This is a genomic window from Streptomyces sp. NPDC045431 (genome assembly GCF_040646655.1).
In the GTDB taxonomy this organism is placed as follows: domain Bacteria; phylum Actinomycetota; class Actinomycetes; order Streptomycetales; family Streptomycetaceae; genus Streptomyces.
In genome coordinates this window covers 51,579-75,207 of record NZ_JBEZAQ010000024.1, presented here as the reverse complement: position 1 = coordinate 75,207, position 23,629 = coordinate 51,579, and the positions used below count along the sequence as shown (strand labels likewise).

The 23,629-nt window shown below is 73.2% G+C and carries 23 protein-coding genes and 7 tRNA genes; 18 read left to right on the top strand and 12 right to left on the bottom strand.

What is annotated here, in order from left to right; all coding sequences use genetic code 11:
- The first annotated feature begins 494 nt into the window (after nt 1-494).
- Both cobA and AB0A69_RS31015 read left to right on the top strand, forming a co-directional pair.
- Nucleotides 495-1,742 (top strand): uroporphyrinogen-III C-methyltransferase, encoded by a 1,248-nt coding sequence (gene cobA / locus AB0A69_RS31020; protein WP_361428920.1) that lies wholly within the window; start codon nt 495-497, stop codon nt 1,740-1,742.
- 61 nt (nt 1,743-1,803) lie between these two features.
- Entirely contained in the window at nt 1,804-2,622 is an 819-nt protein-coding gene (locus AB0A69_RS31015; RefSeq protein WP_361428918.1) for an RNA methyltransferase, read from the top strand.
- Between the two features lie 4 nt (nt 2,623-2,626).
- Here AB0A69_RS31015 and AB0A69_RS31010 read toward each other — a convergent pair whose 3' ends face one another.
- Complete coding sequence (locus AB0A69_RS31010; protein WP_361428916.1) at nt 2,627-3,844, bottom strand: serine/threonine-protein kinase; 1,218 nt, start codon at nt 3,842-3,844, stop codon at nt 2,627-2,629.
- Between the two features lie 535 nt (nt 3,845-4,379).
- On the opposite strand from AB0A69_RS31010, the gene AB0A69_RS31005 reads away from it, so the two are divergent.
- The 3 genes from AB0A69_RS31005 (at nt 4,380) to AB0A69_RS30995 (ending at nt 6,058) form a co-directional block, all read left to right on the top strand.
- On the top strand, nt 4,380-4,586 hold the full coding sequence (locus tag AB0A69_RS31005; RefSeq protein WP_361428914.1) for a hypothetical protein: 207 nt from the start codon (nt 4,380-4,382) through the stop codon (nt 4,584-4,586).
- Nucleotides 4,587-4,760: 174 nt separating this feature from the next.
- Entirely contained in the window at nt 4,761-5,735 is a 975-nt protein-coding gene (locus tag AB0A69_RS31000) for an aminoglycoside phosphotransferase family protein (RefSeq protein ID WP_361428912.1), read from the top strand.
- Nucleotides 5,736-5,776: 41 nt separating this feature from the next.
- A complete protein-coding gene (locus AB0A69_RS30995) occupies nt 5,777-6,058 on the top strand; it encodes a zf-TFIIB domain-containing protein (RefSeq protein WP_361428910.1) in 282 nt (93 codons plus the stop codon).
- A gap of 56 nt (nt 6,059-6,114) precedes the next feature.
- Here AB0A69_RS30995 and AB0A69_RS30990 read toward each other — a convergent pair.
- The 5 genes from AB0A69_RS30990 to AB0A69_RS30970 all read right to left on the bottom strand — a co-directional run bounded on the left by AB0A69_RS30990 (nt 6,115) and on the right by AB0A69_RS30970 (nt 6,597).
- A tRNA-Val gene (locus AB0A69_RS30990) sits at nt 6,115-6,186 on the bottom strand.
- Between the two features lie 50 nt (nt 6,187-6,236).
- Nucleotides 6,237-6,308, bottom strand: a tRNA-Val gene (locus tag AB0A69_RS30985).
- Nucleotides 6,309-6,342: 34 nt separating this feature from the next.
- A tRNA-Val gene (locus AB0A69_RS30980) sits at nt 6,343-6,414 on the bottom strand.
- Nucleotide 6,415: 1 nt separating this feature from the next.
- Nucleotides 6,416-6,489 (bottom strand) — tRNA-Cys (locus AB0A69_RS30975).
- Between the two features lie 35 nt (nt 6,490-6,524).
- Nucleotides 6,525-6,597: transfer RNA gene (locus AB0A69_RS30970), tRNA-Gly, on the bottom strand.
- 145 nt (nt 6,598-6,742) lie between these two features.
- Here AB0A69_RS30970 and AB0A69_RS30965 point away from each other — a divergent pair.
- The 4 genes from AB0A69_RS30965 (at nt 6,743) to AB0A69_RS30950 (ending at nt 10,235) form a co-directional block, all read left to right on the top strand.
- Nucleotides 6,743-7,798, top strand: a complete 1,056-nt coding sequence (locus AB0A69_RS30965; RefSeq protein WP_361428908.1) for a chorismate-binding protein — start codon at nt 6,743-6,745, stop codon at nt 7,796-7,798.
- Nucleotides 7,795-8,607, top strand: coding sequence for an aminodeoxychorismate lyase (locus AB0A69_RS30960; RefSeq protein ID WP_361428906.1), 813 nt, complete (start codon nt 7,795-7,797; stop codon nt 8,605-8,607). The genes AB0A69_RS30965 and AB0A69_RS30960 overlap by 4 nt, the downstream gene beginning before the upstream one ends.
- Before the next feature lie 33 nt (nt 8,608-8,640).
- Nucleotides 8,641-9,489, top strand: a complete 849-nt coding sequence (locus AB0A69_RS30955; RefSeq protein ID WP_361428904.1) for a GNAT family N-acetyltransferase — start codon at nt 8,641-8,643, stop codon at nt 9,487-9,489.
- 83 nt (nt 9,490-9,572) lie between these two features.
- Nucleotides 9,573-10,235, top strand: coding sequence for a 1,4-alpha-glucan branching protein (locus AB0A69_RS30950; RefSeq protein ID WP_361428902.1), 663 nt, complete (start codon nt 9,573-9,575; stop codon nt 10,233-10,235).
- Nucleotides 10,236-10,251: 16 nt separating this feature from the next.
- On the opposite strand, the gene AB0A69_RS30945 is transcribed toward AB0A69_RS30950, so the two are convergent.
- Nucleotides 10,252-10,797 (bottom strand): DsbA family protein, encoded by a 546-nt coding sequence (locus AB0A69_RS30945; RefSeq protein WP_361428900.1) that lies wholly within the window; start codon nt 10,795-10,797, stop codon nt 10,252-10,254.
- A gap of 176 nt (nt 10,798-10,973) precedes the next feature.
- Here AB0A69_RS30945 and AB0A69_RS30940 point away from each other — a divergent pair, with 176 nt between their 5' ends.
- Nucleotides 10,974-11,405, top strand: a complete 432-nt coding sequence (locus AB0A69_RS30940) for a hypothetical protein (RefSeq protein WP_361428924.1) — start codon at nt 10,974-10,976, stop codon at nt 11,403-11,405.
- A gap of 118 nt (nt 11,406-11,523) precedes the next feature.
- Nucleotides 11,524-11,676, top strand: a complete 153-nt coding sequence (locus AB0A69_RS30935) for a hypothetical protein (RefSeq protein ID WP_361428898.1) — start codon at nt 11,524-11,526, stop codon at nt 11,674-11,676.
- 48 nt (nt 11,677-11,724) lie between these two features.
- Here the strand turns inward: AB0A69_RS30935 and AB0A69_RS30930 are convergent, their stop codons facing one another.
- A complete protein-coding gene (locus AB0A69_RS30930; protein ID WP_361428897.1) occupies nt 11,725-12,285 on the bottom strand; it encodes a CGNR zinc finger domain-containing protein in 561 nt (186 codons plus the stop codon).
- Nucleotides 12,286-12,605: 320 nt separating this feature from the next.
- Nucleotides 12,606-13,019, bottom strand: a complete 414-nt coding sequence (locus AB0A69_RS30925) for an SsgA family sporulation/cell division regulator (protein ID WP_003959770.1) — start codon at nt 13,017-13,019, stop codon at nt 12,606-12,608.
- A 190-nt stretch (nt 13,020-13,209) separates the two neighbouring features.
- On the opposite strand from AB0A69_RS30925, the gene AB0A69_RS30920 reads away from it, so the two are divergent.
- Both AB0A69_RS30920 and AB0A69_RS30915 read left to right on the top strand, forming a co-directional pair.
- The gene (locus AB0A69_RS30920; protein WP_361428895.1) at nt 13,210-13,674 is read left to right on the top strand and encodes a TIGR02611 family protein; all 465 of its coding nucleotides are present in this window, start codon (nt 13,210-13,212) and stop codon (nt 13,672-13,674) included.
- Nucleotides 13,675-13,750: 76 nt separating this feature from the next.
- A tRNA-Val gene (locus AB0A69_RS30915) sits at nt 13,751-13,825 on the top strand.
- A gap of 74 nt (nt 13,826-13,899) precedes the next feature.
- Here AB0A69_RS30915 and AB0A69_RS30910 read toward each other — a convergent pair.
- Nucleotides 13,900-16,215 carry a hypothetical protein gene (locus AB0A69_RS30910; RefSeq protein ID WP_361428893.1) on the bottom strand — a complete coding sequence of 772 codons (2,316 nt, stop codon included), beginning with the start codon at nt 16,213-16,215 and terminating at the stop codon, nt 13,900-13,902.
- A 143-nt stretch (nt 16,216-16,358) separates the two neighbouring features.
- Between AB0A69_RS30910 and AB0A69_RS30905 the strand changes: the two genes are divergently transcribed.
- A tRNA-Val gene (locus AB0A69_RS30905) sits at nt 16,359-16,430 on the top strand.
- 66 nt (nt 16,431-16,496) lie between these two features.
- Here AB0A69_RS30905 and AB0A69_RS30900 read toward each other — a convergent pair.
- Complete coding sequence (locus AB0A69_RS30900) at nt 16,497-17,225, bottom strand: 3'-5' exonuclease (protein WP_361428891.1); 729 nt, start codon at nt 17,223-17,225, stop codon at nt 16,497-16,499.
- Between the two features lie 156 nt (nt 17,226-17,381).
- Here AB0A69_RS30900 and AB0A69_RS30895 point away from each other — a divergent pair, with 156 nt between their 5' ends.
- The 4 genes from AB0A69_RS30895 to AB0A69_RS30880 all read left to right on the top strand — a co-directional run bounded on the left by AB0A69_RS30895 (nt 17,382) and on the right by AB0A69_RS30880 (nt 21,941).
- Entirely contained in the window at nt 17,382-17,948 is a 567-nt protein-coding gene (locus AB0A69_RS30895) for a DUF4365 domain-containing protein (protein WP_361428889.1), read from the top strand.
- Complete coding sequence (locus tag AB0A69_RS30890) at nt 17,945-19,207, top strand: hypothetical protein (RefSeq protein WP_361428922.1); 1,263 nt, start codon at nt 17,945-17,947, stop codon at nt 19,205-19,207. Before AB0A69_RS30895 ends, AB0A69_RS30890 begins: the two co-directional genes overlap by 4 nt.
- 113 nt (nt 19,208-19,320) lie before the next feature.
- On the top strand, nt 19,321-21,303 hold the full coding sequence (gene thrS, locus AB0A69_RS30885; RefSeq protein ID WP_361428887.1) for a threonine--tRNA ligase: 1,983 nt from the start codon (nt 19,321-19,323) through the stop codon (nt 21,301-21,303).
- A 71-nt stretch (nt 21,304-21,374) separates the two neighbouring features.
- Entirely contained in the window at nt 21,375-21,941 is a 567-nt protein-coding gene (locus AB0A69_RS30880; RefSeq protein WP_361428885.1) for an HIT domain-containing protein, read from the top strand.
- Here the strand turns inward: AB0A69_RS30880 and AB0A69_RS30875 are convergent, their stop codons facing one another.
- Nucleotides 21,942-23,588: a hypothetical protein gene (locus tag AB0A69_RS30875; protein ID WP_361428883.1), complete on the bottom strand. Its 1,647-nt coding sequence runs from the start codon at nt 23,586-23,588 to the stop codon at nt 21,942-21,944.
- Nucleotides 23,589-23,629: the final 41 nt, after the last annotated feature.

Here is a 23,629-nt window from a genome sequence, read left to right as displayed (position 1 = left end):
GCTCCGGAGGTCCCGCCCACGAGCGTGAGGGGGACGGGGTCGGAGCGTGGGGGGTGCTCGGGCGTAAAACGACTGAACTCGCGCGAAGCGCGGTGAACGAGAGCCCGAGCACCCCCCACCGAAGACCCCGGCCCCCGCCCGGCCCCATCGGCGCAGGCAACCACCGCAAGCGCCCACCGGCCACAAGCGCCCACCGGCCACAAGCCCCCCACCGGCGCAAGCGCCCACCGGCGCGAGCCACCCACCCGCCGCAAGCGGCAACCACCGCAAGCCACCCCCACCTCCACCCCCGCCCCCCACACGGTCCCTCCACGGCGAAAGCCCCCGACCACCCCGGCGCCCCGCACCGTAAGGTGGTCGCAAGCGCCCCACCGCCGCGCGCCTCCCGCGCCACCCCCTGCCCCACCAGCCGCTTCACCGTCGCAGCGGCCTCGCAGACAGCACATCGCAGACCGCACACCGCACCACCGCCCCCGCCGAGGAGCCGCACCCTCATGGTCGAGTACGCCGAGCAGCCCGCCTATCCCGTCGGACTTCGCCTCTCCGGGCGCCGGGTCGTCGTCATCGGCGGCGGCCAGGTCGCCCAGCGCCGTCTCCCCGCGCTCATCGCGGCGGGCGCCGACATCACCCTCGTCTCGCCGTCCGCGACCCCCTCCGTCGAGGCCATGGCGGAGGCGGGCGAGATCACCTGGGTGAGGCGCCGTTACGAGGACGGCGACCTCGCCGACGCCTGGTACGCGCTGGTCGCGTCCACCGACCCGGAGGCCAACGCCCGCGCCTCCGCCGAGGCGGAGCGCCACCGCGTGTGGTGCGTACGCTCCGACGACGCCGATGCGGCCACGGCCTGGACCCCGGCGACGGGCCGCGGCGAGGGCGTCACCGTCGCGGTCCTCACGGGCCACGACCCGCGCCGCTCCGCCGCCGTGCGGGACGCGATCCTCGAGGGCCTGCGCGACGGCTCCATCGGCGCGCCGCACCACCGCGCCCGTACGCCGTTCGTCGCCCTGGTCGGCGGCGGCCCCGGCGACCCGGACCTGATCACGGTCCGCGGCCGCCGCCTGCTCGCGGAGGCGGACGTCGTCATCGCGGACCGCCTGGGCCCGCGTGACCTGCTCGACGAGCTGCCGCCGCACGTCGAGGTGATCGACGCGGCGAAGATCCCGTACGGCCGCTTCATGGCCCAGGAGGCGATCAACAACGCGCTGATCGAGCACGCGAAGGCGGGCAAGTCCGTGGTCCGCCTCAAGGGCGGTGACCCGTTCGTCTTCGGCCGGGGCATGGAGGAGGCGCAGGCGCTCGCGGAGGCGGGCATCGCGTGCACGGTCGTGCCGGGCATCTCCAGCTCGATCAGCGTGCCGGGCGCGGCGGGCATCCCGGTGACGCACCGCGGCGTGGCGCACGAGTTCACCGTGGTCAGCGGCCACGTCGCGCCCGACGACCCGCGTTCGCTCGTGGACTGGGAGTCCCTCGCGAAGCTGCGCGGCACCCTGGTGATCCTCATGGGCGTGGACAAGATCGGCGCCATCGCGCAGGCGCTGGTCGCGTACGGCAAGGCCCCGGAGACGCCGCTGGCGCTGATCCAGGAGGGCACGACGGCCACGCAGCGGCGCGTGGACGCGACGCTCGCGACGGTGGCGGAGAAGGTCAAGGCGGAGGACGTACGCCCGCCGGCGGTCATCGTCATCGGCGACGTCGTCCACGAGGGCCCGCGCAAGCGCCCCGCGTCGCAGCCGTCCGCGTAACGCTCCCCCCTTACACGCGACCACACTCGACTCGCTCCGACGACGACAAGGCAGCACCCCCGTGGCGGAAATCCTCACCCTCGACGCCCCCGACGACCCCCGGCTGCACGACTACACGGGCCTGACCGACGTCGAGCTGCGCCGCAGGCGCGAGCCGGCCGAGGGTCTGTTCATCGCCGAGGGCGAGAAGGTCATCCGGCGGGCCGCCCAGGCCGGTTACGCGATGCGGTCGATGCTGCTGTCGGCGAAGTGGGTCGACGTCATGCGGGACGTCATCGAGGAGGCCGAGGCGCCGGTGTACGTGGTGAGCCCGGACGTCGCCGAGCGGGTGACCGGCTACCACGTGCACCGCGGCGCGCTCGCCTCGATGCAGCGCAAGCCGCTGCCGGCGGCGGACGAGCTGCTCGCCGGCACGCGCCGCGTCGTCGTGATGGAGGGCGTTAATGATCATACGAATATTGGGGCCATATTCCGGAGCGCCGCCGCGCTGGGCATGGACGCGGTGCTGCTGTCGCCGGACTGCGCCGACCCGCTGTACCGCCGCTCGGTGAAGGTCTCCATGGGCGCGGTGTTCTCCGTGCCGTACGCCCGCCTCGAGTCCTGGCCCCAGGGCCTGGAGACGGTACGGGAGGCGGGCTTCCGCCGGCTCGCGCTGACGCCGCACGAGAAGGCGGCGGCGATCGACGAGGTGGCTCCGCACCGCATGGAGCGGGTGGCGCTGATGCTGGGTGCGGAGGGCGAGGGCCTGTCGGCGAAGGCGCTGCGGGCGGCCGACGAGTGGGTCCGCATCCCCATGGCGCACGGGGTGGACTCGCTGAACGTGGGCGCGGCGGCCGCGGTCGCGTTCTACGCGGTGGCCACCGGCCGCCCCGAATCCTGAGCAGCTACCCCTGAAGGCCCTGCGCGGCCGCGATCCCCAGCAGCACGATCAGCGTCACGACGACGAAGACGACGATCCGCTGGCGCAGGAGCCGCGGGTTCGCGGGCCGGCGCCCGCCGGGCGACGTCCGTACGCCGGGCCGGGAGCCCGTGGGGCGGGTTCCGGGGCGCCCGCCTCCGGTTCGCGCGCCCCCGCGTGAGGGGTGCGGTGCGGGCGTACGAGGCGCGCCGCGCCCCTGGGTCGTACGCCCTCCCGTGTTGCGGCCGGTGTTGCGTTCCGTGTCCCGCGTGGGGCCCCGCTCCCCGTTGCGTTCCGTGTACCGCTCGGTGGGCCGGTCCGTGGGCCGCTCGTCCAGGGACCGGCCCACCGGTCGCTGCGCGAGCGGCCTCTCCGACAGGCCCTGTGCCTCGCGCGCGGCGATCTCCTTGAGCCGCATGGACAGCTGCAGCGTGCTGGGCCGCTCCTCCGGGTCCTTCGCCAGGCAGGCCCGTACGAGGGGGGCCAGCGCGTCCGGTACGCCGCGCAGCTGCGGCTCCTCGTGCACCACCCGGTAGAGCATGACCTCGGAACTGCCGTGCCCGAACGGCGAGTCGGCCATCGCCGCGTAGGCCAGGGTCGCGCCCAGCGAGAACACGTCCGTGGCGGGCGTGACGGCCGCGCCCCGCACCTGTTCGGGGGCGAGGAAGCCGGGGGAGCCGACCGCCGTACCGACGTGGGTGAGCGTGGAGGCGCCGGTCGCCCAGGCGATGCCGAAGTCGATGATCCGGGGGCCCTTGGGGGACAGCAGGATGTTCGACGGCTTGAGGTCCCGGTGGACCACCCCGGCCTCGTGGACGGCCACCAGCCCCTCGGAGAGCGCGGCGCCGATGGCGGCCACGTCGGCCGCCGACAGCGGCCCCTCCTCGGCGACCTTGTCGTGCAGGGACGGACCCGGCACGTACTGGGTGGCGAACCACGGGCGGTCCGCCTCCAGGTCGGCCGCCACGAGCCGCGCCGTACATCCGCCGCGAATGCGCCGCGCGGCCGACACCTCGCGGGCGAAGCGCGACCTGAACTCCTGGTCCTCGGCGAGATCCGGCCGGATCACCTTCAGGGCCACCCGCTGTCCACGCCGGTCGGAGCCCAGGTACACGACCCCCATGCCGCCGGCGCCCAGCCGCCGGTGCAGCCGGAACGAGCCGACGACACGCGGATCCTCGCGCCGGAGCCGCATCATCGCCATGTCCGTCCCCTACCTACGGTGGGGAGCTCCCCACCCCGCAGCCGCGGTTATCCGTTTGACGGGCACAGCTTACGTACCCGCGCCCCGGTGTGCTCATAGGCCGCGCCCTCGCAGCCGGATTGAGGAGTGGTCAGAAGGCGGCAGGGCTACGGGCTTCCGGCGGCCGCGGGGCCCACGGCCCGGCGGGCGAGGGGGAGTTGGGGCACGGCGCGGAAACGACCCGGTGCGCCGCCGAGCGGGGTGATCGACATCACCCCGCGCCCCCACCTCCCGAGACCCCCGAGCCCCCACCTCCCGCGAACCCGTCGCCCGCCCCCGCCACCCCTCGGGGATGTCCCCCACCCCCGGGACCGCGTCTCCACCCAGGGGAGTACGCGCCGGGCCCACGGCTCATCCTCCGGGAGGCCTGGCAATCGGTACGCGGGCATGACGCCTCGGACCGCCCGCGTCCCTAATGTTGGGGTCAAGCGGCGGGTGCGGTACTCGTCCCCCGAGATCGGACGCCCGCCGCTGCCAGATCGACAGGAGAGGAACCATGGCGGACACGGCACCGCGGACGCTGGTCCGCGCGCAGGGACGGAAGGCCTACGCCTCGTTCGGCGACCGCCCGTCCGGCAGGCGCCACCCGTTGGTGGCGACGATGATGGTTCTTCCCCTGGCGGCACTGCTGGTGGTCGCCTTCGGCGGCTGGGACGCGGTGCTCACACAGGCGTCGTCCGTGGGCGTGATGCTGGGGCGCTGAGCGGCGCCCCGGATCCGGGAGAGCGGCCCGGGTCGGGGACATCCGGCCAACAACCCCGTGGGGACGGGGGTGCGGCGGACGGCTGGGGCCTGATGCGAAAGACAGGCCCTGTGGGTGGCCGGCAGCTGGGGAGCTGCCGGCCACCGAGCTTTTCCCGGGCCGTAGGGTCGGCGTATGGAGACCGGGAAGGTACTCGTCCAGGAGCTCGCGGGGGTCGCGCGGCGTGCCGCGCATCCCCAGGGTCCGACGCGCGCGGGGTGTCCCGCGTGCGGGCGGAGCGCGCCCGCCGTGCTGGCCGACCGCGCGGACGGAACCGTCGTACGGCACGGGCACGCCGTCGCCAAGGCGCACGCGCCCGACACCGAGGAGGCCGCGCACCGCGCGCGCCTCGCGGTCGCCGCGCATCCCCGGCTGTCCGGCATCCTGCTGCCGCCGCTGCCGGTGAGCACCGCGGAGGTGCGGGGCCGCCCCGTGACGGCCTGGCCGTACGGCACACCCGTCGACCCCGCCGACCCGGACGCCGCCCCGTGGGAGGAGGCGGCGACACTGCTGGCCCGACTCCACGCGGTCCCGCCCGCCGACCTCCCCGGCCCCCTGCCCCCCATGCGCGGTCCGGCCAAGGCGGCCCGCGCCGTGGCGCGCATGCGGGCGGCGGAGCCGCATCCAGCCGCGGCTCCCGTCCTGGCGGCCTGGACGCGGCTGCCCGCCTGGGCCCGCGACGAAGCCCCGTCGCCCGGCCCGGCGGCGCTCTGCCATGGCGACCTCCACCTCGGCCAGCTCGTCCGCCACCCGGCCGCCACCGGCCCGTGGCTCCTCATCGACGTGGACGACCTCGGTCTCGGCGACCCCGCCTGGGACCTGGCCCGCCCGGCGGCCTGGTACGCGGCCGGCCTGCTGGCGCCCGACGTGTGGGCGCGGTTCCTCGGCGCGTACCGCGCGGCAGGGGGCCCGGCGGTCCCCGCGGACGGCGACCCGTGGCCCCGGCTCGACGTCCCGGCCCGCGCGCTGACGGTGCAGACCGCCGCCCTCGCGGTCGCCAAGTCCCGCGCCGAGCACCGGGACCTGGACGACGTCGAGCTCGGTGTCGTCGAAGCCTGTACCCGAATTGCGACACTCCCGCCCGAGTTGGAGCCCGGCCCCGCGTCGTAGGGTGAGGACACCATCCGTACGGCGAGGAGTTGAGCCGAACCATGCAGTGTCCCAAGTGCCACGCGCCCATGCACACGTACAACCGCAACGGCGTCCAGATCGAGCAGTGCAGCGGCTGCCGGGGGATCTTCCTCGACTACGGCGAGCTGGAGGCGCTGACCCGTCTGGAGGCCCAGTGGGTGCAGCAGGCCCCGCCCGCGCCGCCGGCCCCGCAGGGCTACCCGGCTCCGGCCGCCCCCGCCTGGGGCGCGCCGCACCACGGCCACCACGGGCACCACGGCAGCCACCACCGCGGCTTCGGTCGGCTGCTCTTCTCCTCCTGAGCGGGGGAACAGCACGGAGCCCCGGCCGCGTGATGCGACCGGGGCTCCGGACGGTGTGGACGATACTGGGATTGAACCAGTGACCTCTTCCGTGTCAGGGAAGCGCTCTCCCGCTGAGCTAATCGTCCTCGGGACCATGATCCGAACAATGAAGAAGATCAAGATCATGGGCACTGCGTGCGCGATACTGGGATTGAACCAGTGACCTCTTCCGTGTCAGGGAAGCGCTCTCCCGCTGAGCTAATCGCGCGGGGGATCCGAGGATCCGGGATCCGAAGATCCAGTGGACGATACTGGGATTGAACCAGTGACCTCTTCCGTGTCAGGGAAGCGCTCTCCCGCTGAGCTAATCGTCCTTGGAGGTGGAGACGGGATTTGAACCCGTGTAGACGGCTTTGCAGGCCGTTGCCTCGCCTCTCGGCCACTCCACCCGGAGTGCAGGGGGTCGGGAAGATCCCCCACTTCGAGCGGACGACGAGATTCGAACTCGCGACCCTCACCTTGGCAAGGTGATGCTCTACCAACTGAGCCACGTCCGCTTGTCGTTTCCGTTTCGCTTTCGCGTCCCGGCGACGTGTTGAACTCTAGCGGATTCCCGGGCCAGTACAAAAACGCGTTTGCCCAGCGTGCTGCGCTGACCTCGCCCGGCGCCGTCCCACCGGCCCCCGCCATAGACTCGCAAGCGTGCACCACCTCGCTCCTCTGGCCCGCTTCGGCGGCCTCCTCGCCACCGACCTGCGGGATGTCACCAGTGACCCCGAGGCCCTCGACTCGACCGGCTTCTGGGCGGTCAGCGCCGACTTCGAAGGCCGTCTGACCTGCGCCCGCTTCGGTGACGTCCGTACGGCCCCGGTTCCCGCGCCCGTCCCCGGCGCCTGGCGTGGACCCGCCACCGGCGACTGGACGTCGTCACTCGACCGCGCCGCGTACACCGCGGGCGTCCGCAGGATCCGGGAGCACATCGCGGCGGGCGAGGTCTACCAGGCCAACCTCTGCCGGGTGCTCTCCGCGCCCCTGCCGGACGCCGCCGCCGACGTCGACGCGCTCACCGCGCTCCTCGCGCGCGGCAACCCCGCCCCGTACGCCGGAACGATTCGCCTGCCCGCCCACGGCGTGGAGATCGCCACCGCGTCCCCCGAGCTCTACCTGCGGCGCGACGGCCGCACCGTCGAGTCCGGCCCGATCAAGGGCACCGGCCGCACGCCCGAGGACCTGCTCGACAAGGACCACGCCGAGAACGTGATGATCGTCGACCTGGTCCGCAACGACCTGGGGCGCGTCTGCGCCACCGGATCGGTCACCGTCCCCGCGCTCTGCGCCGTCGAGGCGCATCCCGGACTCGTCCACCTCGTCTCCACCGTGCGCGGCGAGCTCGCCCCGCGAGCGGGCTGGACGGAGCTGCTGGGGGCCACCTTCCCGCCCGGCTCCGTCACCGGCGCTCCCAAGTCCAGCGCCCTGAAGATCATCGAGGCGCTGGAGACCGCGCCCCGGGGTCCGTACTGCGGCGGCATCGGCTGGGTCGACGCCGACCGCCGCACCGGAGAGCTCGCCGTCGGCATACGCACCTTTTGGATCGACCGCGCGGACGGCGCCGCCGTGCTGCGCTTCGGCACCGGCGCCGGCATCACCTGGGGCTCCGACCCGGAGCGCGAGTGGGCCGAGACCGAACTCAAGGCGTCGCGGCTGCTCGCGGTAGCGTCGGGGACGTACGAGGCGAGTGGAAGGACCATCGGACAATGAAGCTGTGGGTCGACGGCGGGCTGCGCGACGCGGACACCGCCCGGGTCTCCGTGCTGGACCACGGCCTGACCGTGGGCGACGGGATCTTCGAGACGGTCAAGGCGGAGGACGGCCGCCTGTTCGCGCTCGAACCGCACCTCGACCGGCTCACCCGTTCCGCCCGCGGCCTCGGCCTGCCCGATCCGGACCTCGACGAGGTGCGCCGCGCCTGCGCCGCAGTCGTGGAGGCCAACCCCATGCCGCTCGGGCGGCTGCGCATCACCTACACCGGCGGCCTGTCCCCGCTCGGCTCCGAGCGCGGCGACACCGGGCCCACCCTGATCGTCGCCCTCGGCGAGGCCAAGCACCGGCCCGACACCACGGCCGTGATCACCGTCCCCTTCACCCGCAACGAGCGCGGCGCGCTCACCGGCCTGAAGACCACCTCGTACGCCGAGAACGTCGTCGCCCTCGCCCAGGCGCACGCGCAGGGCGCCTCCGAGGCGCTCTTCGCCAACACCGTCGGACAGCTCTGCGAGGGCACCGGCTCCAACGTCTTCGTCGTCCTCGACGGGCAGCTCCACACCCCGCCGCTCGCCTCCGGCTGCCTCGCCGGCATCACCCGCGCCCTCACCGTGGAGTGGACCGGCGCCCAGGAGACCGACCTGCCGATGGACGTCCTGCGGAGCGCCGAGGAGATCTTCCTGACCTCCACCCTGCGCGACGTCCAGGCCGTCCACCGGGTCGACGGCCGCGACCTGCCCGGCGCCCCCGGCCCGGTCACCGCCAAGGCCATGCGGATCTTCGCGGAGCGCGCCGCCCAGATGTGAGCCCCCGGTCGCGGGGTGGGTAGGACACTGCTGATGACCACCACCCTGCGGCCGACCGGGCCGCTTCAGCAGGCCCCCGACGGCACGCGCTCACGCTCGTACGACATCTGCGTGAACAGCCGTCCCGTCGGCGCGGTCGAGCTCGGCACCCTGCCCGGATTCGGCACGGCGATCGGGACCGTCCGCTCGCTGCGCGTCGACGAGCCCGACCGGCGGCGCGGCCGCGCCACCGTGGCCGCGCTCGCCGCCGAGGAGGTCCTGCGGGGCTGGGGCTGCCGCCAGATCCAGGTCGTCGTCCCCGTCGAGGCCACCGTCGCGCTCCGCATGACCGAAGCCCTCGGCTACACCGAGCGCGGCCGCACCATGGTGAAGGACCTCGAGGGGCCGCCGCCCACGCCGCCCGACGACGGCGTGACGGTTCGGCCGATGAGCGAGGCAGAGTTCCAGGAGTGGTACGCCACGGCCCGGGAAACCTTCGCCCGCGGCTGGATCACCCGCGGCGTACCGGAGGCCCAGGCCAGGGCGGCGTCCGAAACCAGCCACCGCACGAGCCTCCCCGACGGCCTCGCCACCGAGGGCACCGCCTTCCACGTGGCCGTACGCGACGAGAGCGTGATCGCCGGCCACATATGGACCGGCCGGCGCGCGCTCGACCCCGGCGGCGAGCCGGTCGCGTACGTGTACGACATCGAGGTCGCCGACGGCCAGCGCGGCCGGGGCTACGGCCGGACCCTGATGCTCGCCGCCGAGCGCACCGCCCACGGCTGGGGGCTGCGCCGCATCGCCCTCCACGTCTTCGCGGGCAACACCCCGGCGACGCGGCTGTACGAGTCGCTCGGCTACGCCACCACGCACCTCCACCGCTTCAAGCCCCTGCTCTAGGGGGTGTCTAGGCAGACGGTGAGGCCGCGGCGTACCTTGTGGATCTTGGTACGTACATCGTCCGACGGAGGAGAGTCCCCGGCATGGCCGTCATCCACCAGACCACCATCACCCCGAGCAAGCTGGAGATGCTCACCGCCTGGCTGCCCTCACGCCCCTGGTACCTCGGCGACGGCGAACCGCGGCTGACCAAGGCCGGCGGTTTCCGGCTGGACGACCCGGAGGGGGAGGTCGGCATCGAGTTCATGGTGGTCACCGACGCCGCACCGGGCGCCGACGGCGCCTCCGCACCGGGCGGCTACCTGGTGCCGCTCACCTACCGCGGCGCCCCGCTGGACGGGGCGGGGCACGCTCTCGTCAGCACCGCGGAGCACGGCGTGCTGGGTACGCGATGGGTCTACGACGGCTGTCACGACCCGGTCCTCACCGCCCAGTTGCTCGCCCTGATCGAGGGCCGGGTGCAGGCCCAGGCCCAGAGCGTCAGCGACGCCGTCGACCAGGAGGTCGCCCGCTCCTTCACCGGCGACGGGCCGGTCCCGGCGGACTTCACCACCGTCGTCGACCATCCGGACCGCACCGAGCTGTCCACACCGGACGGCGCGACGCTCGTCCTGCGGCGGATCCTGAGCCCCGGCTCCGACGGCCCGGCGGACCTGCCCGAGGGGGCCGCCGGACATGTCGCCGGTGCCTGGGAGCTGCCGGACGGCAGCCGCGCGCGGGGCCTGGTCGCCGTCCTGCACGTCTGAGAGTCGGCGCCTAGGCCTAGGCCTGGGTCAGGAGCCGGTCGGCGATCTCCGCGATGCGCTCGCGCAGACCCTCCTGGCTTTTGCCGCCGTCCAGCCGCTCGCCACCGATCACGTACGTGGGCGTGCCCGTGACGCCGATCGCCTTGCCCTCGGCCTGGTCGGCGTCCACGGCCAGCAGGTGGCGGCCGTCGATCAGCGCCGTGTCGAACTCCTCGGTGTCCAGGCCCAGTTCAGCCGCCACCTCCAGCAGCAGCGGCTCCCCGCGCGACGCCAGCTCCTCTGTCCTGGCCAGCACCGCCTCCGCGTACGGCCAGCCCTTGCCCTGCTCCAGCGCCTCCTCGGCGGCCTGCGCCGCAGCGTAGGCGTGCTGGTGCCGCTCCAGCGGGAAGTGCCGCAGCCGCACCTCCAGCCGGTCGCCGTAGCGGGCGCGCAGGTCGTGCAGGTCCTCCAGCGCGGCGTGGCAGTCGGGGCACTGGAGCTCGCACCAGACGTCGAGGACGACGGGCCCGGCGGCGCGGTCGGCGGCGCGGTCGGCGGTGTGGTCGGTGGGGGAGTCAGTCATGAGGCCAGTTTTCCAGCAGGGGCCGCGGGTCCCCAACCCGGAGATCTCCCTGAGGTTGGCCGGGGACCGTGGCCGCCGGGTGCGCGCCCGGTGCAGGATGGAGGGGACGTATGACCCGAGGGGTGTACGACCCGAACACGTGCGACCTCGCCACCGCCCAGGCCCTGGAGGACCGGATGCTCGCCGAGACCGTTTGCTCCGCCGTGTCGGCGGCAGGGCTGGGCATCGCGGCCATCGCCGCGTACCGCAGGCGGTTCCTCGCCGCCACCCGTATCGCCGCCTACGCGCTCGTCCCGCTCGGACTGGTGATGACCGGCGCCGTGGAGTGGACGGCCTTCAGCCCGGTGGCGTGGGCCGGTTTCGGCGTGCTCGGCGTGGCGTGGCTGCTGTTCGCGACCGGCAGGGCCGTCGAGCGGCGCAGGGCCGGCAGGCGCGCGCAGCCGGACGCGGTCGCCCCGGCCGCGTCGGCGCCCTCCCTGGGCGCCGGTTCCGCCGCACCGCGCCGGCCCGCCGGGAAGTCCGCCCCGAAGTCCGCCTCGAAGTCCGGCCCCGCCCCCGCCGACGACTTCAGCGACATCGAGGCGATCCTCAAGAAGCACGGCATCTGAAGCGTCCCCTGTGCGGAGCGGCTGAAGGGCCTCCGGGGAACCGACGTCCCCCACAAGCGTGTGGGAAGGGCCGTTCCCCGATCATCGGGCGTCCGGTTGCGCCATCATCGGCCCCGAGATGCTGGATACCTCGCGGGAGCGTCCTCCCGCCACCACGAAAGAGCCGCGCGGTTGCCTCTTCGCGCTGTCCCAGCCCCCGTTGATGATCTTCCTGGGGGTGATCGGCTGCCTGCTGCTCATGGCCGCCGTCCATGACCTGTTCCTGCTGTGACCCCGACCCGGCCCCGACCCCGGCCCCGACTCCCGCTCCGGCTCCGGATCAGCCGGTCGTGGCTTCCTTGCGGCGGGCCCGGTACGCCGCCACATGCAGACGGTTACCGCAGGTACGGCTGTCGCAGTAGCGGCGGGAGCGATTGCGGGACAGGTCGACGAAGGCCCGCCCGCAGTCCGGCGCCTCGCAGCGCCGCAGCCGCTCCCGCTCGCCCGCGACCAGGATGAACGCCAGGGCCATGCCGCAGTCGGCGGCCAGGTGGTCGGCGACCGACGCGCCCGGCGCGAAGTAGTGCACGTGCCAGTCGTAGCCGTCGTGGTCGGTGAGCTGCGGTGTGGTGCCGGCCGCGGCCACCAGCTGGTTGATCAGGTCGGCGGCGGTGTGTGCGTCGGGCGCCGCGAACACCTCGGCGAACCGTTTCCGTACGTCCTGGACCGCCTTCAGATCCCGCGTGTCGAGCTCGCCGACGCCGCTGACGTGGTGGTCGCGTACGAACGCGTACAAGGCGGCGACGTCCCCGAGTATGTCGTCCCGCCCGTCCTCGGGCGCCGTGTTCATCAAGTCGACGACGGTGTCGAGGGCGATCCGGGTGTCGTGGGGGATCAGCACGAATTCCGCTCCGCTCCCTGGCCTGATGCGGTGGGCGGGCGCCCGCCGCATGTGGCGCCGACTCTAGCGGCTCGTGCGCGCGCCACCGGATGCGTGCCGGTTTCGTACCGGCTTCCCGGGCTTCGCGGGCTTCCCGGGCTTCGCGGGTTGGGCGGCACACGACCGCGCCGTCACGGCGAGGGTTCACCGTGACGGCGCGGGTGTCCGTCCTGTACAGCCTGTCGGTGGCCGTGTGGGGTTGTCCGCGCGGCGCCGTCGCCCCGAGTCGGACGGCGCCGTGCGGCTCTCGGCCTGGCTCAGCCGCTCAGCTCGTCAGCCGGTCAGCTTTCGGCCAGGATGTGCGAGAGCTCCGTATCGAGGTCGAAGTGTCGGTGCTCGGTGCCCGGGGGGACGGCGGCGTCGGTCCGCTTCAGGAACGACTCCAGGGCCCTCGCCGGGGCCTCGAGCAGGGCTTCTCCCTCCGGGGAGCTCAGCGCGATGCAGACGACGCCTTGGCCGTGGCTGCGAGACGGCCAGACACGGACGTCGCCGGTTCCGGTGGGGCGGTGCAGCCCCTCGGCGAGAAGGTCGCGGGCGAACACCCACTCGACCGTCTCCTCGGCTCCGGTGTGGAAGGTGGCGTGCACGGCATACGGATCGGCCGTGTCATACCGCAGGCCCGCCGGTACAGGCAGTGAGGACTCGCTCGACACAACGAGGCGCAGGTGCAGCTCGCAGCTGACCGTGGTGTTCATAAGCGCCAGGGCCTTTCGCTCAGTGTGCGCTCGGGGATTCGCACGTCGGCGAAATCGACATGCCACCTACGGTGCCGTTGTAAACCCCTCTGTCTGTTTTGTGATGGTTGAGCTCGCTCGTATGGCGGTGTGTAACCGGTGGTTATACGGCCATTCCGGTGCCCCCGCCTCGTCCGGTAGGTTGGGCCTCATGAAAGCGGAGAGTGACGAGCGGGGGAGGGGCGCCGAACCGGCTGCTCCGGAACCCGCCACGGGGGACGTGACAGGCCGCGAGACCGACGAACCGGCGCTCGGTTCGCGGGCACCCGGCTTCATCAAGGCGCGGCGCACGCTGCACCTCAGCTGGCAGGTCGGCGTGTTCGTCGTCGGCCTCGCCGTGGTCGGGGCGGGCATCGTGATGCTGCCGCTGCCCGGCCCGGGCTGGGTGGTGATCTTCGGCGGCATGGCCATCTGGGCCACCGAGTTCGTCTGGGCGCAGCTGGTGCTCCGCTGGACGAAGCGGAAGGTCACCGAGGCGGCGCAGCGCGCCCTCGACCCGAGGGTACGTCGGCGCAACATCATCCTCACGACGATCGGTCTGGTGATCATCGCCGCGCTCGTCGGTGTCTACGTGTGGAAGTACGGCATCGTCATGCCGTGGAAGATCCCCCGCTGACGGGACAACCCTCACCGGCCCCTCCCGGGGTGGTCGGAGGCACCTGCTGACATGCGGTAATGTTTGCGGTGCGCCCGGGCGATTAGCTCAGTGGGAGAGCGCTTCGTTCACACCGAAGAGGTCACTGGTTCGAACCCAGTATCGCCCACCACCCGGACCGGAGGCCCGGAGACGTGATCACGTCTCCGGGCCTCCGGCGTACCCGGCCCGCCCGCGCCCGTGCGGTCAGCGCAGCCGGCCCACCCTCTCGCGCAGCCGGCGCGCGTCCCGCAACCGCTGCTCGTACGTCGCCCCCACCGCGAGCAGCAGCAGCCCCGCCAGGGCCGGCGGCAGCCACCTCGGCAGCGCACCCACCACCTGCGCGATGTACGGCGCCAGCTCGTGCAACCCCACCAGCGCCAGCACCACACCACCCAGCACCAGCGGCGCCTGGAGCCGCAGCCGCGCCCCCACCAGCGTCACCGCGAGGGCCCCCAGCCCGAGCAGCAGCGGCCGCGCCCACTGGGCGTCACCCCACGCCGCGAACAGGCTCGGCACCAGCGTCGCGGCCAACCCCGGGCCGTACGCCGCCCACGACGACGCCTCCGGGTCGCGCCGCCTGCGCAGCACGCCCACCACCAGGGCCGGCACCGTCACCGGGAGCGTGTACGCCTCCGGTGCCGACACCCCCGAGGCCGCCAGCCGCACCCACGTCGCCGCCACGCACAGCACCGCGGCCGCGTACCCGGCGACAGGGCGCCGCTCCGGACGCACCGCCGTGGCCGCCGCCAATACGCCGCACAGCGCCAGCACGAGCGCCAGGTGCGCCGGACGGCCGGCCGCGAGCCCCACCGCCACCACCGCCGCGCCCGCACCGGTCAGCTCGACCGGCAGCGCCACCGGGTGGAGCCGCAGCCGCGCGCCCACGGCGACGGTCGCCGCGGGCACCGCGAGCAGCGCGAGCGCCGTGCCGTGCGAGGACAGCGCCGCGAGCCCGGCGCCCGCGCCCACGCACCCCGCCGCCGCGACGACCGCCACGCACGCCGCCACCGCCCGTACGGTCACGCCCTGCGTCACCGCCGTCAGCGCCGCGCCCGCGAACAGCACGGCCAGCACCCCCGCCACCACCACGGAGGCCACCGGCCCGGCACTCGCCGCCCACGCGGCGGCCCCGGCCGACGCCAGCCCGCAACCGAGCGCCACAGCCGCCAGGACACCCGCCGCAGCGCCCTGCTGCGGCAGCCGCCGCGCCAGCGCCTGCGGACGGGCCACCAGCGCCAGCAGCGCCGCCGTCAGCACCAGCTGCGCCGCCAGGGACGCCGCGTACGGCAGCCGTACCGCCTCCGGCAGGGAAAGCGCCGCCGCCGACGCCACGATCAGCGCGCCCGAACGGGCCGCCGTCCACCGCACCACCGCGAGCACCGCCGCCACCGTCACCAGCACCACCGGCGTCGACCACGGCACCCCGAAGCCCGGCACCACCACGGCCATCATCAGCGGCGCCGCCGCCCACGCCACCGACAGGCCCTGCACCACGCCCGACGCGCCCAGCAGCCCCAGCCGCACACCACCCGGCACCCGTCCGGCACCGGCCACCGCCGCCACGGCCACCGCGCACAGCAGGTACCCCGGCACCACCCACCCCGCGGGCAGCACCCCCCGCAGCAACCCGCCCGCACCGGCCACGGCCGCCAGGCCCGCCGCCGCCGCGCACACCACCGTCACGTCCTCCCGGAGCGCGGCCGTGCGCCACGCCACGTACAGCGCCAGGCCCGACGCCCCCAGCAGCAGCACGGCCCCACCGGCGCCGCCCGCCCCCACCGACAGCCGGACACCCGTCAGCACCGCCCAGGCGCCCGCCGCACACGCCCCGGCGCACGCCACCCCGCGCACCGCCGGCGACGGCCGCGCCCACAGTGCCAGCACCGCGTCCAGCCCCGCCGTCACCAGCATCGCCCAGGCCACCGGCAGTGCCCCGGCGTCCGCCGCCAGCGCCCCCAACGGCAGCGGCAGTTGCGCCGCCGCCACCGCCGCGGGCAGCGGCAGCCGCAGCCGCGCGACCCCCGTGCCGTAACCCGCCCACAACACCGCCAGCACACCCGAGGCGACCGCCGCGTACCCCAGGCCGCCCGCGTCCGGCAGCGCCACCCGGTGCAGCGCGTACGCGTCCAGCACCATCAGCACCAGACCCAGCCCCGCCACCGACTCCGCGGTCGACGCCAGCCCCCGCCGCAGCAGCGCCACCGGCGCCGCCAGCGCCACGGCCGTCACGACACCGAGGACGGCGGCGCGGCCGGCGATGCCCAAGTGGCCCCAGCTGACCAGCGTGAAGGCGACGGCGGCCACCGTCAGCAGCGCCCCGCCGAGCGTCAGCAGCACGTTCTGCGCGCTGCGCGGTGAGGTCTCCCGCCCCGCCACCGGCGGAGCGGGCGGAAGAGGGGGGTGGAGCACGCTGAGCAGCCAGGCCCGGCGTGCCAGCAACTGCGCGCGGCGCGCATCCAGTTGCACCAGCTCACGCTCGACGAGCGCGAGCTCCTGTGCGGGCGGCGGAATGTTGTCCATACGGCGGAGTGTGGCGCCTGTCACGCCGCCGCGGCATCGGTGCTCGTACTCAGATGCGCATGAGTACACCCGGCGCATGCGGGCCGGGGCCGTAACGGGTTTGAAGGAAACGCACCCGGACCTGTATGGTTCAGTGCGTTCCCGGGCGATTAGCTCAGTGGGAGAGCGCTTCGTTCACACCGAAGAGGTCACTGGTTCGAACCCAGTATCGCCCACCGCCGGGAAGAGCCGGTCCGTCACCGTACGGACCGGCTTTTTCGTGTCCCACGGGAGACCGGGGGCTACGCGGCCGCCGCCGGTACCTCCGGGCGCAACGGCCATGCCGGATCCACCGCCTCCTCCGACCCGTTGCGCGCGAACCACGCCTGCAGCCCGCGCGCCTGCGCCGCGTGCCACACCGCCTGCAGCGCGTGCAGCTCCGCCGGCGACAGCCGCTCCAGGCGCGCCGCGAACCGCCGCCCCACCGCCCGTACCACCTCGAGCGCCGCCGCCGCGTCCGCCGCCGCGTCGTGCGCCCCCTCCAGCGGGACCTCGTACTCGGCACACAGGTCCGTCAGGGTGCGCCGGCCCTTGCGGTAGCGGTCCAGGTGCTTGTCCAGCACCCGCGGATCCAGCACGCACAGCGGCGCGTTCTCCAGGTAGCGCGCGAACGACGAGGCGCGATGGCGGCGCAGCTCCCGGTCCAGCAGCGTCAGGTCGAACGGCGCGTTCATCACCACCAGCGGCCGCCCCGCCGCACAGTGCTCCGCCAGCGTCCGGCCTATCTCCTCCATCACCGGAGCAGGCCAGCGCCCGTTGCGCTGGAGGTGATCGTCCGTCAGGCCGTGCACCTCCGTCGCCTCGCGCGGCACCGGTATGCCCGGGTTCACCAGCCACCGCGTGGCCCGGACCCGCCCGCCCGCGGTGTCCTGAACGACGACGGCGGCCGACACGATCCGGTCCCGCTCGACGTCAACTCCCGTGGTTTCCGTGTCGAATGCGGCCAGGGGCCCCTCGTACCAGAGCGTCATACCCCGAACTCCTCGCGCGTGCCCGGCACATGGCGTCATGCCATCTGCCCGGAACGGTGATACCCGCGCCGTTTGCACCGTACGCAACGCGGTGACAACACAGGTGAGGGGTGGTCGAACTGACGCCCCGTCGTCGCCTGGAAGGCATGAAGAGCCATGGCGCTCGCGCAGCCCGAACCCGGGGGGCTGCTTCCCCAGCAGATCGCACCGCTGCGGGGCGCACTCGCCACCACCGCCTGCATGGAGACCCTCCAAGTGGGCTACCTCCACGCGGTCGCGGCCGCCGCCGGCTGCTCGCTCTCCCAGCCCTTCCCGGACAACGGCATCGACTGGCACGTCAGCCACAGCGCCCCCGGGCACGTGGTCGACGACGAAGTCACCGTCAAGGTGCAGCTCAAGGCCACGTACCAGATCCCGCCGCACCCCCCGGGGCCGACGTTCTCCTTCACCCTCGACAACGAGCACCTGGTGAAGCTCGCCCGGACCCCCGTCGCCGTGCACAAGATCCTGGTCGTGATGATCGTCCCCAGGGTCCGGGAGGAATGGCTGCGCGCCGGCCACGACCGCCTCGACCTGCGGCACTGCTGCTACTGGACCAACCTCGCGGGCCACCCGGTCACCGGCAGGCGCCGCACCACCGTGCGCATCCCCACCACACGGATCTTCGACGACCGGGCACTGTGCGACATCATGGCCCGGGTCGGGGCGGGAGGAAGACCCTGATGCACCGGCCGACCGACGAGCCCATGCGGCCCCACCCCCACCCCGTGACCGGAGTCCCGTCCCCGTGGACGGGCGCGGCCCCCGGCCCCGCCCCCGGAACCCCCGGCCCGGCCCTCGACCCCGCCCGCGTCGACCCCCTCGTCCTCGGCGCGCTGCTCGGCCGGCACGGCTGGCGGCGCCGCGGCGGCGCGACCGGGCGCTACAGCCGGTGGACCCCGCCGGGGCCCGGCACCACGCCCATCAGCCTCCTCGTCCCCGAGAGCCGCGCCTTCCCGGACTGCGACGACCTCCTCGGCGAGGCCCTCACCGCGCTCGCCCGCTGTCCCGCGCCCTCCGCCCGCGAGGTGCTCGTCGGCCTCACCGTGCCCAGCGACGAGATCCGCTGGTGGCGCGACACGCCCCCCGGCCCCTCCTCCACCGCCACCTGGACCGCCCAGGAGCAGCTCCGCTCCGCCGCCCGCCAGATCCTCCTCGCCGGCGCCCTCGCCGTACGGGGTCGCGCCCGCTACCACGGCGCACGCCACCGGCGGCAGGCCCAGGCCCTCCTGGACGGCGTCCTCGTGGCGGCGGCCCCCGGCGGGCGCGGCCTCACCGCCTTCGTCCCCGTCGACCCCGCCCGGGCCGTCACCGCACGGCTCTACCACGCCCTGTACGCCACCCGCGAGGCCGTCGACTACCAGCGGACCACCGGACGCCACGACGCCTTCGACGCCGCCGTCGAGGCGGGCGCCAGCCGCGAGCTCACCGAGGCCCTCATCGCCCTCGTACGCGGCGCCGAAGGCGCCGCGATCACCCTCGCCTGGGCCCCCGCCGCCGGCGCGCCCGAAGGGTGCGCGCCCCGCCCCGAACCGGTCGAGTTCTCGCCCGGGGACCTGCCCGCCCTGCGCGAGGCCGGCGCCCGCTACCTCCAGGACGAGCCCTCCGTGCCCGTTCGCCTCACCGGGGCGGTCGTACGCCTCCGCCGGTCGGGACCGCGCGGGCCGGGCACCGTACGGCTCCGGGTGCTCGCCGGGGCGGAGGTACCGCACGTACGGGTGGCCCTGGACGAGGACGCGTACCGCACGGCCGGCCACGCCCACCTGCACGGCCTGCCGCTGCGCGTCACCGGGCGGCTGGAGAGCAGGGGCGGCTTCCGGCGGCTGACGGACGCCTCCGACGTCGTACTCGTCCAGGTCGACGAGGCGGAGCGGGACCGGCTGATGAAGTCCCTCCAGGAGAACCTGGGCTTCTTCGGGGAGTCGGACGGGTCCGCCGACTGACCTCCGGACTCCGGGAAACCGTTTCGCGGGTGGGTCGGGCGGCTCGGTACCATGCGGTAATGCATTGCAATGCAATGCAACGCAGTGCTTCCCCCTTCAGTCAGGAGAGACCGGTGTCAGACGTCCGTGTGATCATCCAACGCGATTCCGAGCGGGAAGAGCGCGTGGTGACGACGGGCACTACCGCCGCCGACCTCTTCGCCGGCGAGCGCACCATCGTCGCGGCGCGCGTTGCGGGTGAGCTGAAGGACCTCGCGTACGAGGTCCGCGACGGCGAGACCGTCGAGCCGGTCGAGATCTCCTCCGAGGACGGCCTGAACATCCTCCGGCACTCCACCGCGCACGTCATGGCGCAGGCCGTGCAGGAGCTCTTCCCTGAGGCGAAGCTGGGCATCGGCCCGCCGGTGAAGGACGGGTTCTACTACGACTTCGACGTCGCGGAGCCGTTCACCCCCGAGGACATCAAGCGCATCGAGAAGCGCATGCAGGAGATCCAGAAGCGAGGCCAGAAGTTCTCGCGCCGGGTCACCACCGATGAGGCCGCCCGCGAGGAGCTGGCGAACGAGCCGTACAAGCTGGAGCTCATCGGCCTCAAGGGCAACGCCGCGCAGGCCGCCGAGGGCGCCGACGCCGAGGTGGGCGGCGGCGAGCTGACGATCTACGACAACCTCGACGCCAAGACCGGCGAGCTGTGCTGGAAGGATCTCTGCCGCGGCCCGCACCTGCCCACCACCCGCAATATCCCGGCGTTCAAGCTGATGCGCTCGGCTGCCGCCTACTGGCGCGGCAGCGAGAAGAACCCGCAGCTCCAGCGCATCTACGGCACCGCGTGGCCGTCCAAGGACGAGCTGAAGGCGTACCTCGACTTCCTGGTCGAGGCCGAGAAGCGCGACCACCGCAAGCTGGGTGCCGAGCTGGACCTCTTCTCCATCCCGGAGGAACTGGGCTCCGGCCTGGCCGTCTTCCACCCCCGGGGCGGCATCGTCCGCCGCGAGATGGAGGCGTACTCGCGCAAGCGCCACGAGGACGCCGACTACGAGTTCGTCAACACGCCGCACATCTCGAAGGAGCAGCTCTTCGAGACCTCCGGGCACCTGCCGAACTACGCGGACGCGATGTTCCCGCCGCTGGAGTTCGACGGGCAGAACTACCGCCTGAAGGCGATGAACTGCCCCATGCACAACCTGATCTTCCGGGCGCGCGGCCGGTCCTACCGCGAGCTGCCCCTGCGACTGTTCGAGTTCGGCACGGTCTACCGGTACGAGAAGTCCGGCGTGGTGCACGGCCTGACCCGCGCCCGCGGCTTCACCCAGGACGACTCGCACATCTACTGCACCAAGGAGCAGATGCCGCAGGAGCTCGACTCGCTCCTCACCTTCGTCCTCGACCTGCTGCGCGACTACGGCCTGACCGACTTCGAGCTGGAGCTCTCCACCCGCGACCCCGAGTCCGACAAGTTCATCGGCGAGGACGAGGAGTGGGAGGAGGCCACCGAGGCGCTGCGCCAGGCGGCCGAGAAGCAGGGCCTGCCGCTGGTCCCGGACCCGGGCGGCGCGGCGTACTACGGCCCGAAGATCTCGGTCCAGGCGCGGGACGCCATCGGCCGTTCCTGGCAGATGTCGACCATCCAGGTCGACTTCCAGCAGCCGAAGCGGTTCAACCTGGAGTACACGGCGGCCGACGGCTCCAAGCAGCGGCCGGTCATGATCCACCGCGCCCTGTTCGGTTCGATCGAGCGGTTCTTCGCCGTGCTGCTGGAGCATTACGCGGGCGCCTTCCCGGCCTGGCTGGCTCCGGTCCAGGCGGTCGGCATCCCGGTCGGTGACGCGCACGTGCCGTACCTGCAGGAGTTCGCCGCCGAGGCGAAGAAGAAGGGCCTGCGGGTCGAGGTGGACGCCTCCTCGGACCGGATGCAGAAGAAGATCCGAAACGCGCAGAAGCAGAAGGTCCCGTTCATGGTCATCGTCGGCGACGACGACATGAACGCCGGCACCGTCTCCTTCCGCTACCGCGACGGTTCGCAGGAGAACGGCATCCCGAAGGACGAGGCCATCGCCAAGCTCCTCGACGTCGTGGAGCGCCGCGTCCAGGTCTGACCCGGAGGTGAGGCGAGGGGCGGTCCCGGACGGGTCCGCCCCTCGCCGCATCCGCCCGTACGCCAGCGAATATGCTGGCTCGCATGACGACTGAGCCGGAGCAGCAGATCGGAGTCGGGACGCCTGACGCGTTCCAGCGCCTGTGGACGCCCCACCGGATGGCGTACATCCAGGGCGAGAACAAGCCCACCGGCCCCGGGGCCGACGACGGCTGCCCGTTCTGCACCATCCCGGCGAAGTCCGACGAGGACGGGCTGATCGTCACGCGGGGCGAGAAGGTGTACGCGGTGCTGAACCTCTACCCGTACAACGGCGGGCACCTCATGGTCGTCCCCTTCCGGCACGTCGCCGACTACACCGAGCTCGACGACGCCGAGACCGCCGAGCTCGCGGTGCTCACCAAGCAGGCGATGACCGCCCTGCGCACCGCCTCCGGTGCGCACGGGTTCAACATCGGCATGAACCAGGGCAGCGCCGCCGGCGCCGGGATCGCCGCCCATCTGCACCAGCACATCGTGCCGCGCTGGGGCGGCGACACCAACTTCATGCCGGTCGTCGGCCACACCAAGGTGCTGCCGCAACTCCTCGCGGACACCCGCCGGATGCTCGCCGACGCCTGGCCGACGACGACCGCTTAGTCAGGCGTCGTACACGTCCGCCTTCTTCGGCATCGGGTCCTGGACGAACCCGCTGAGCACCATCGAGCGGTTGGTGAAGCGCTCCGTGTCCACGCCGTGATCGTCGAGCATCTTGATGGTCGCGGCGTGTACCGCCCGCAGTACGGGCGTGGCCGCGCGGATGGCGTCGTCGGCCATGAAGCGGTGGCGCCAGGGCTGGGCGGCCCAGGCGTGCCGCAGGCCGAAGGGCTCGGGCAGGACGAGCTTGCCGCCGAGGAAGTCGAGGACCGGCGGGAACCAGGTCAGCGGGGCGCGGACGGCCAGCCGTACGACTTCGTCGTTGGTGATCAGCGGCAGCAGCACCTCCTTGGTCTCCCAGAACCGGATGGTCTTGGAGACCTCCTTCTTCGGCGCCTCCGGCTTCGTGGTGAAGAGCGAGTGCACGGGGCCGAGGGCGTGGCCGGTGACCTCGATGCGGAGCGTGTGCAGCAGGGCGGTCACGGTGACCATCATGGTGAGCACCAGCTGGCCGTCCCAGAGGACGAACTGCACGCCGAGGTAGTGGCGGTTGCCCTTGCCGAACTGGTTCTCGTTGCAGATGCGCTGTATCTCGTGCGGCTTGACCTGGTACGCGACGACGTCCTCGCCCTCGGGCCGCGCGACCTCCTTGGCGCCCTCGCCGACGGGGGAGACGATCCAGTGGCTGACCGACGGGGTGGGGAAGCCGGTCTTGAGAGTGCCGCGTTCGAGCATCTTGAGCTGGTCATGGATGGGGCGGATCACGTCCCAGGTGCGGAAGGCGTGGATCTCCTTGCCCTCCTTGGGGATCAGCTCCTCGGCGAGGTGCCAGCTGCCCCAGCGCGTGCCCATGCCGAGTATGCCCTTGGGGCCTGCGTAGAAGACGACGTTGGAGCGCTGCTCGGCGGTGAGCTTCTCCAGGGACTGGCGCAGCTCTTCGGCGGCGGTCTCGTTGGGGTCCTGGGGTACGGCTTCGGGGATCTTGGGGCCGATGCCGCCACCGCCGCTGAGGAGGGAGTCCCAGCGGGCGCGCAGGTCCTTGGCGGTGCGCTCGCAGACGCGTTTGGCGAGGAACCAGCCGACGACCGGGGCGACGACCATGATGCGGAGGTAGAGCCCCAGCAAGCCGGTGAAGGGCAGCCGGAGCAGGAAGAGGACGGCGAGGATGCCCATGCCGACGAGGAGGCCGGTGCCCAGGGCGCCGGAGCCCTTCTTGTCGGCGGAGGTCTTGGCGAGGGCGCTGCGCACCTGGAAGACCGTCATCCAGGCGAGCATGCCGGGCAGGAAGACGACGCCGAAGAAGACGGTGATCAGGGTGAGGAGCTTGTCGCGCCGCCTGCGGATGTTGGTGGCGGCCAGGCAGTGCTCGACGACCGTCTGGGGTTCGGCGCCGAAGGACTGGATCAGCGGCTTGCGGGCGCCGCCCAGCATCCGGACCTGTACGGCGCGGGAGAAGGCCTCACCGAGGTTGGGTGCGAAGAGGGAGAACTTGCCCTTCTTCACCGTCGACTCGTGCCATTCGTTGTTGGCGTCGAGGATCTTCTCCATCTTGTCGTCGCGGTAGGCGGCGGAGGCGAGCGCGTGCGTCGCCGCCATCTGTCCGGCCGAGCCCTGGATCGGGACCTGCGCCCCGGGGCTGAAACTGTCCATCGTCGTCACTGCCGCCGCCCCCACCTCTCACAGCTGTCCGC

Bases quoted from the DNA above. Each gene is read 5' to 3' on its own strand.
- cobA (WP_361428920.1), top strand. From the start codon at position 495: ATGGTCGAGTACGCCGAGCAGCCCGCCTATCCCGTCGGACTTCGCCTC.
- AB0A69_RS31010 (WP_361428916.1), bottom strand. From the start codon at position 3,844: ATGGCGATGATGCGGCTCCGGCGCGAGGATCCGCGTGTCGTCGGCTCG.
- AB0A69_RS31005 (WP_361428914.1), top strand. From the start codon at position 4,380: ATGGCGGACACGGCACCGCGGACGCTGGTCCGCGCGCAGGGACGGAAG.
- AB0A69_RS31000 (WP_361428912.1), top strand. From the start codon at position 4,761: ATGGAGACCGGGAAGGTACTCGTCCAGGAGCTCGCGGGGGTCGCGCGG.
- AB0A69_RS30995 (WP_361428910.1), top strand. From the start codon at position 5,777: ATGCAGTGTCCCAAGTGCCACGCGCCCATGCACACGTACAACCGCAAC.
- AB0A69_RS30960 (WP_361428906.1), top strand. From the start codon at position 7,795: ATGAAGCTGTGGGTCGACGGCGGGCTGCGCGACGCGGACACCGCCCGG.
- AB0A69_RS30955 (WP_361428904.1), top strand. From the start codon at position 8,641: ATGACCACCACCCTGCGGCCGACCGGGCCGCTTCAGCAGGCCCCCGAC.
- AB0A69_RS30950 (WP_361428902.1), top strand. From the start codon at position 9,573: ATGGCCGTCATCCACCAGACCACCATCACCCCGAGCAAGCTGGAGATG.
- AB0A69_RS30945 (WP_361428900.1), bottom strand. From the start codon at position 10,797: ATGACTGACTCCCCCACCGACCACACCGCCGACCGCGCCGCCGACCGC.
- AB0A69_RS30940 (WP_361428924.1), top strand. From the start codon at position 10,974: ATGCTCGCCGAGACCGTTTGCTCCGCCGTGTCGGCGGCAGGGCTGGGC.
- AB0A69_RS30935 (WP_361428898.1), top strand. From the start codon at position 11,524: ATGCTGGATACCTCGCGGGAGCGTCCTCCCGCCACCACGAAAGAGCCG.
- AB0A69_RS30925 (WP_003959770.1), bottom strand. From the start codon at position 13,019: ATGAACACCACGGTCAGCTGCGAGCTGCACCTGCGCCTCGTTGTGTCG.
- AB0A69_RS30920 (WP_361428895.1), top strand. From the start codon at position 13,210: ATGAAAGCGGAGAGTGACGAGCGGGGGAGGGGCGCCGAACCGGCTGCT.
- AB0A69_RS30910 (WP_361428893.1), bottom strand. From the start codon at position 16,215: ATGGACAACATTCCGCCGCCCGCACAGGAGCTCGCGCTCGTCGAGCGT.
- AB0A69_RS30900 (WP_361428891.1), bottom strand. From the start codon at position 17,225: ATGACGCTCTGGTACGAGGGGCCCCTGGCCGCATTCGACACGGAAACC.
- AB0A69_RS30895 (WP_361428889.1), top strand. From the start codon at position 17,382: ATGGCGCTCGCGCAGCCCGAACCCGGGGGGCTGCTTCCCCAGCAGATC.
- AB0A69_RS30880 (WP_361428885.1), top strand. From the start codon at position 21,375: ATGCTGGCTCGCATGACGACTGAGCCGGAGCAGCAGATCGGAGTCGGG.
- AB0A69_RS30875 (WP_361428883.1), bottom strand. From the start codon at position 23,588: ATGGACAGTTTCAGCCCCGGGGCGCAGGTCCCGATCCAGGGCTCGGCC.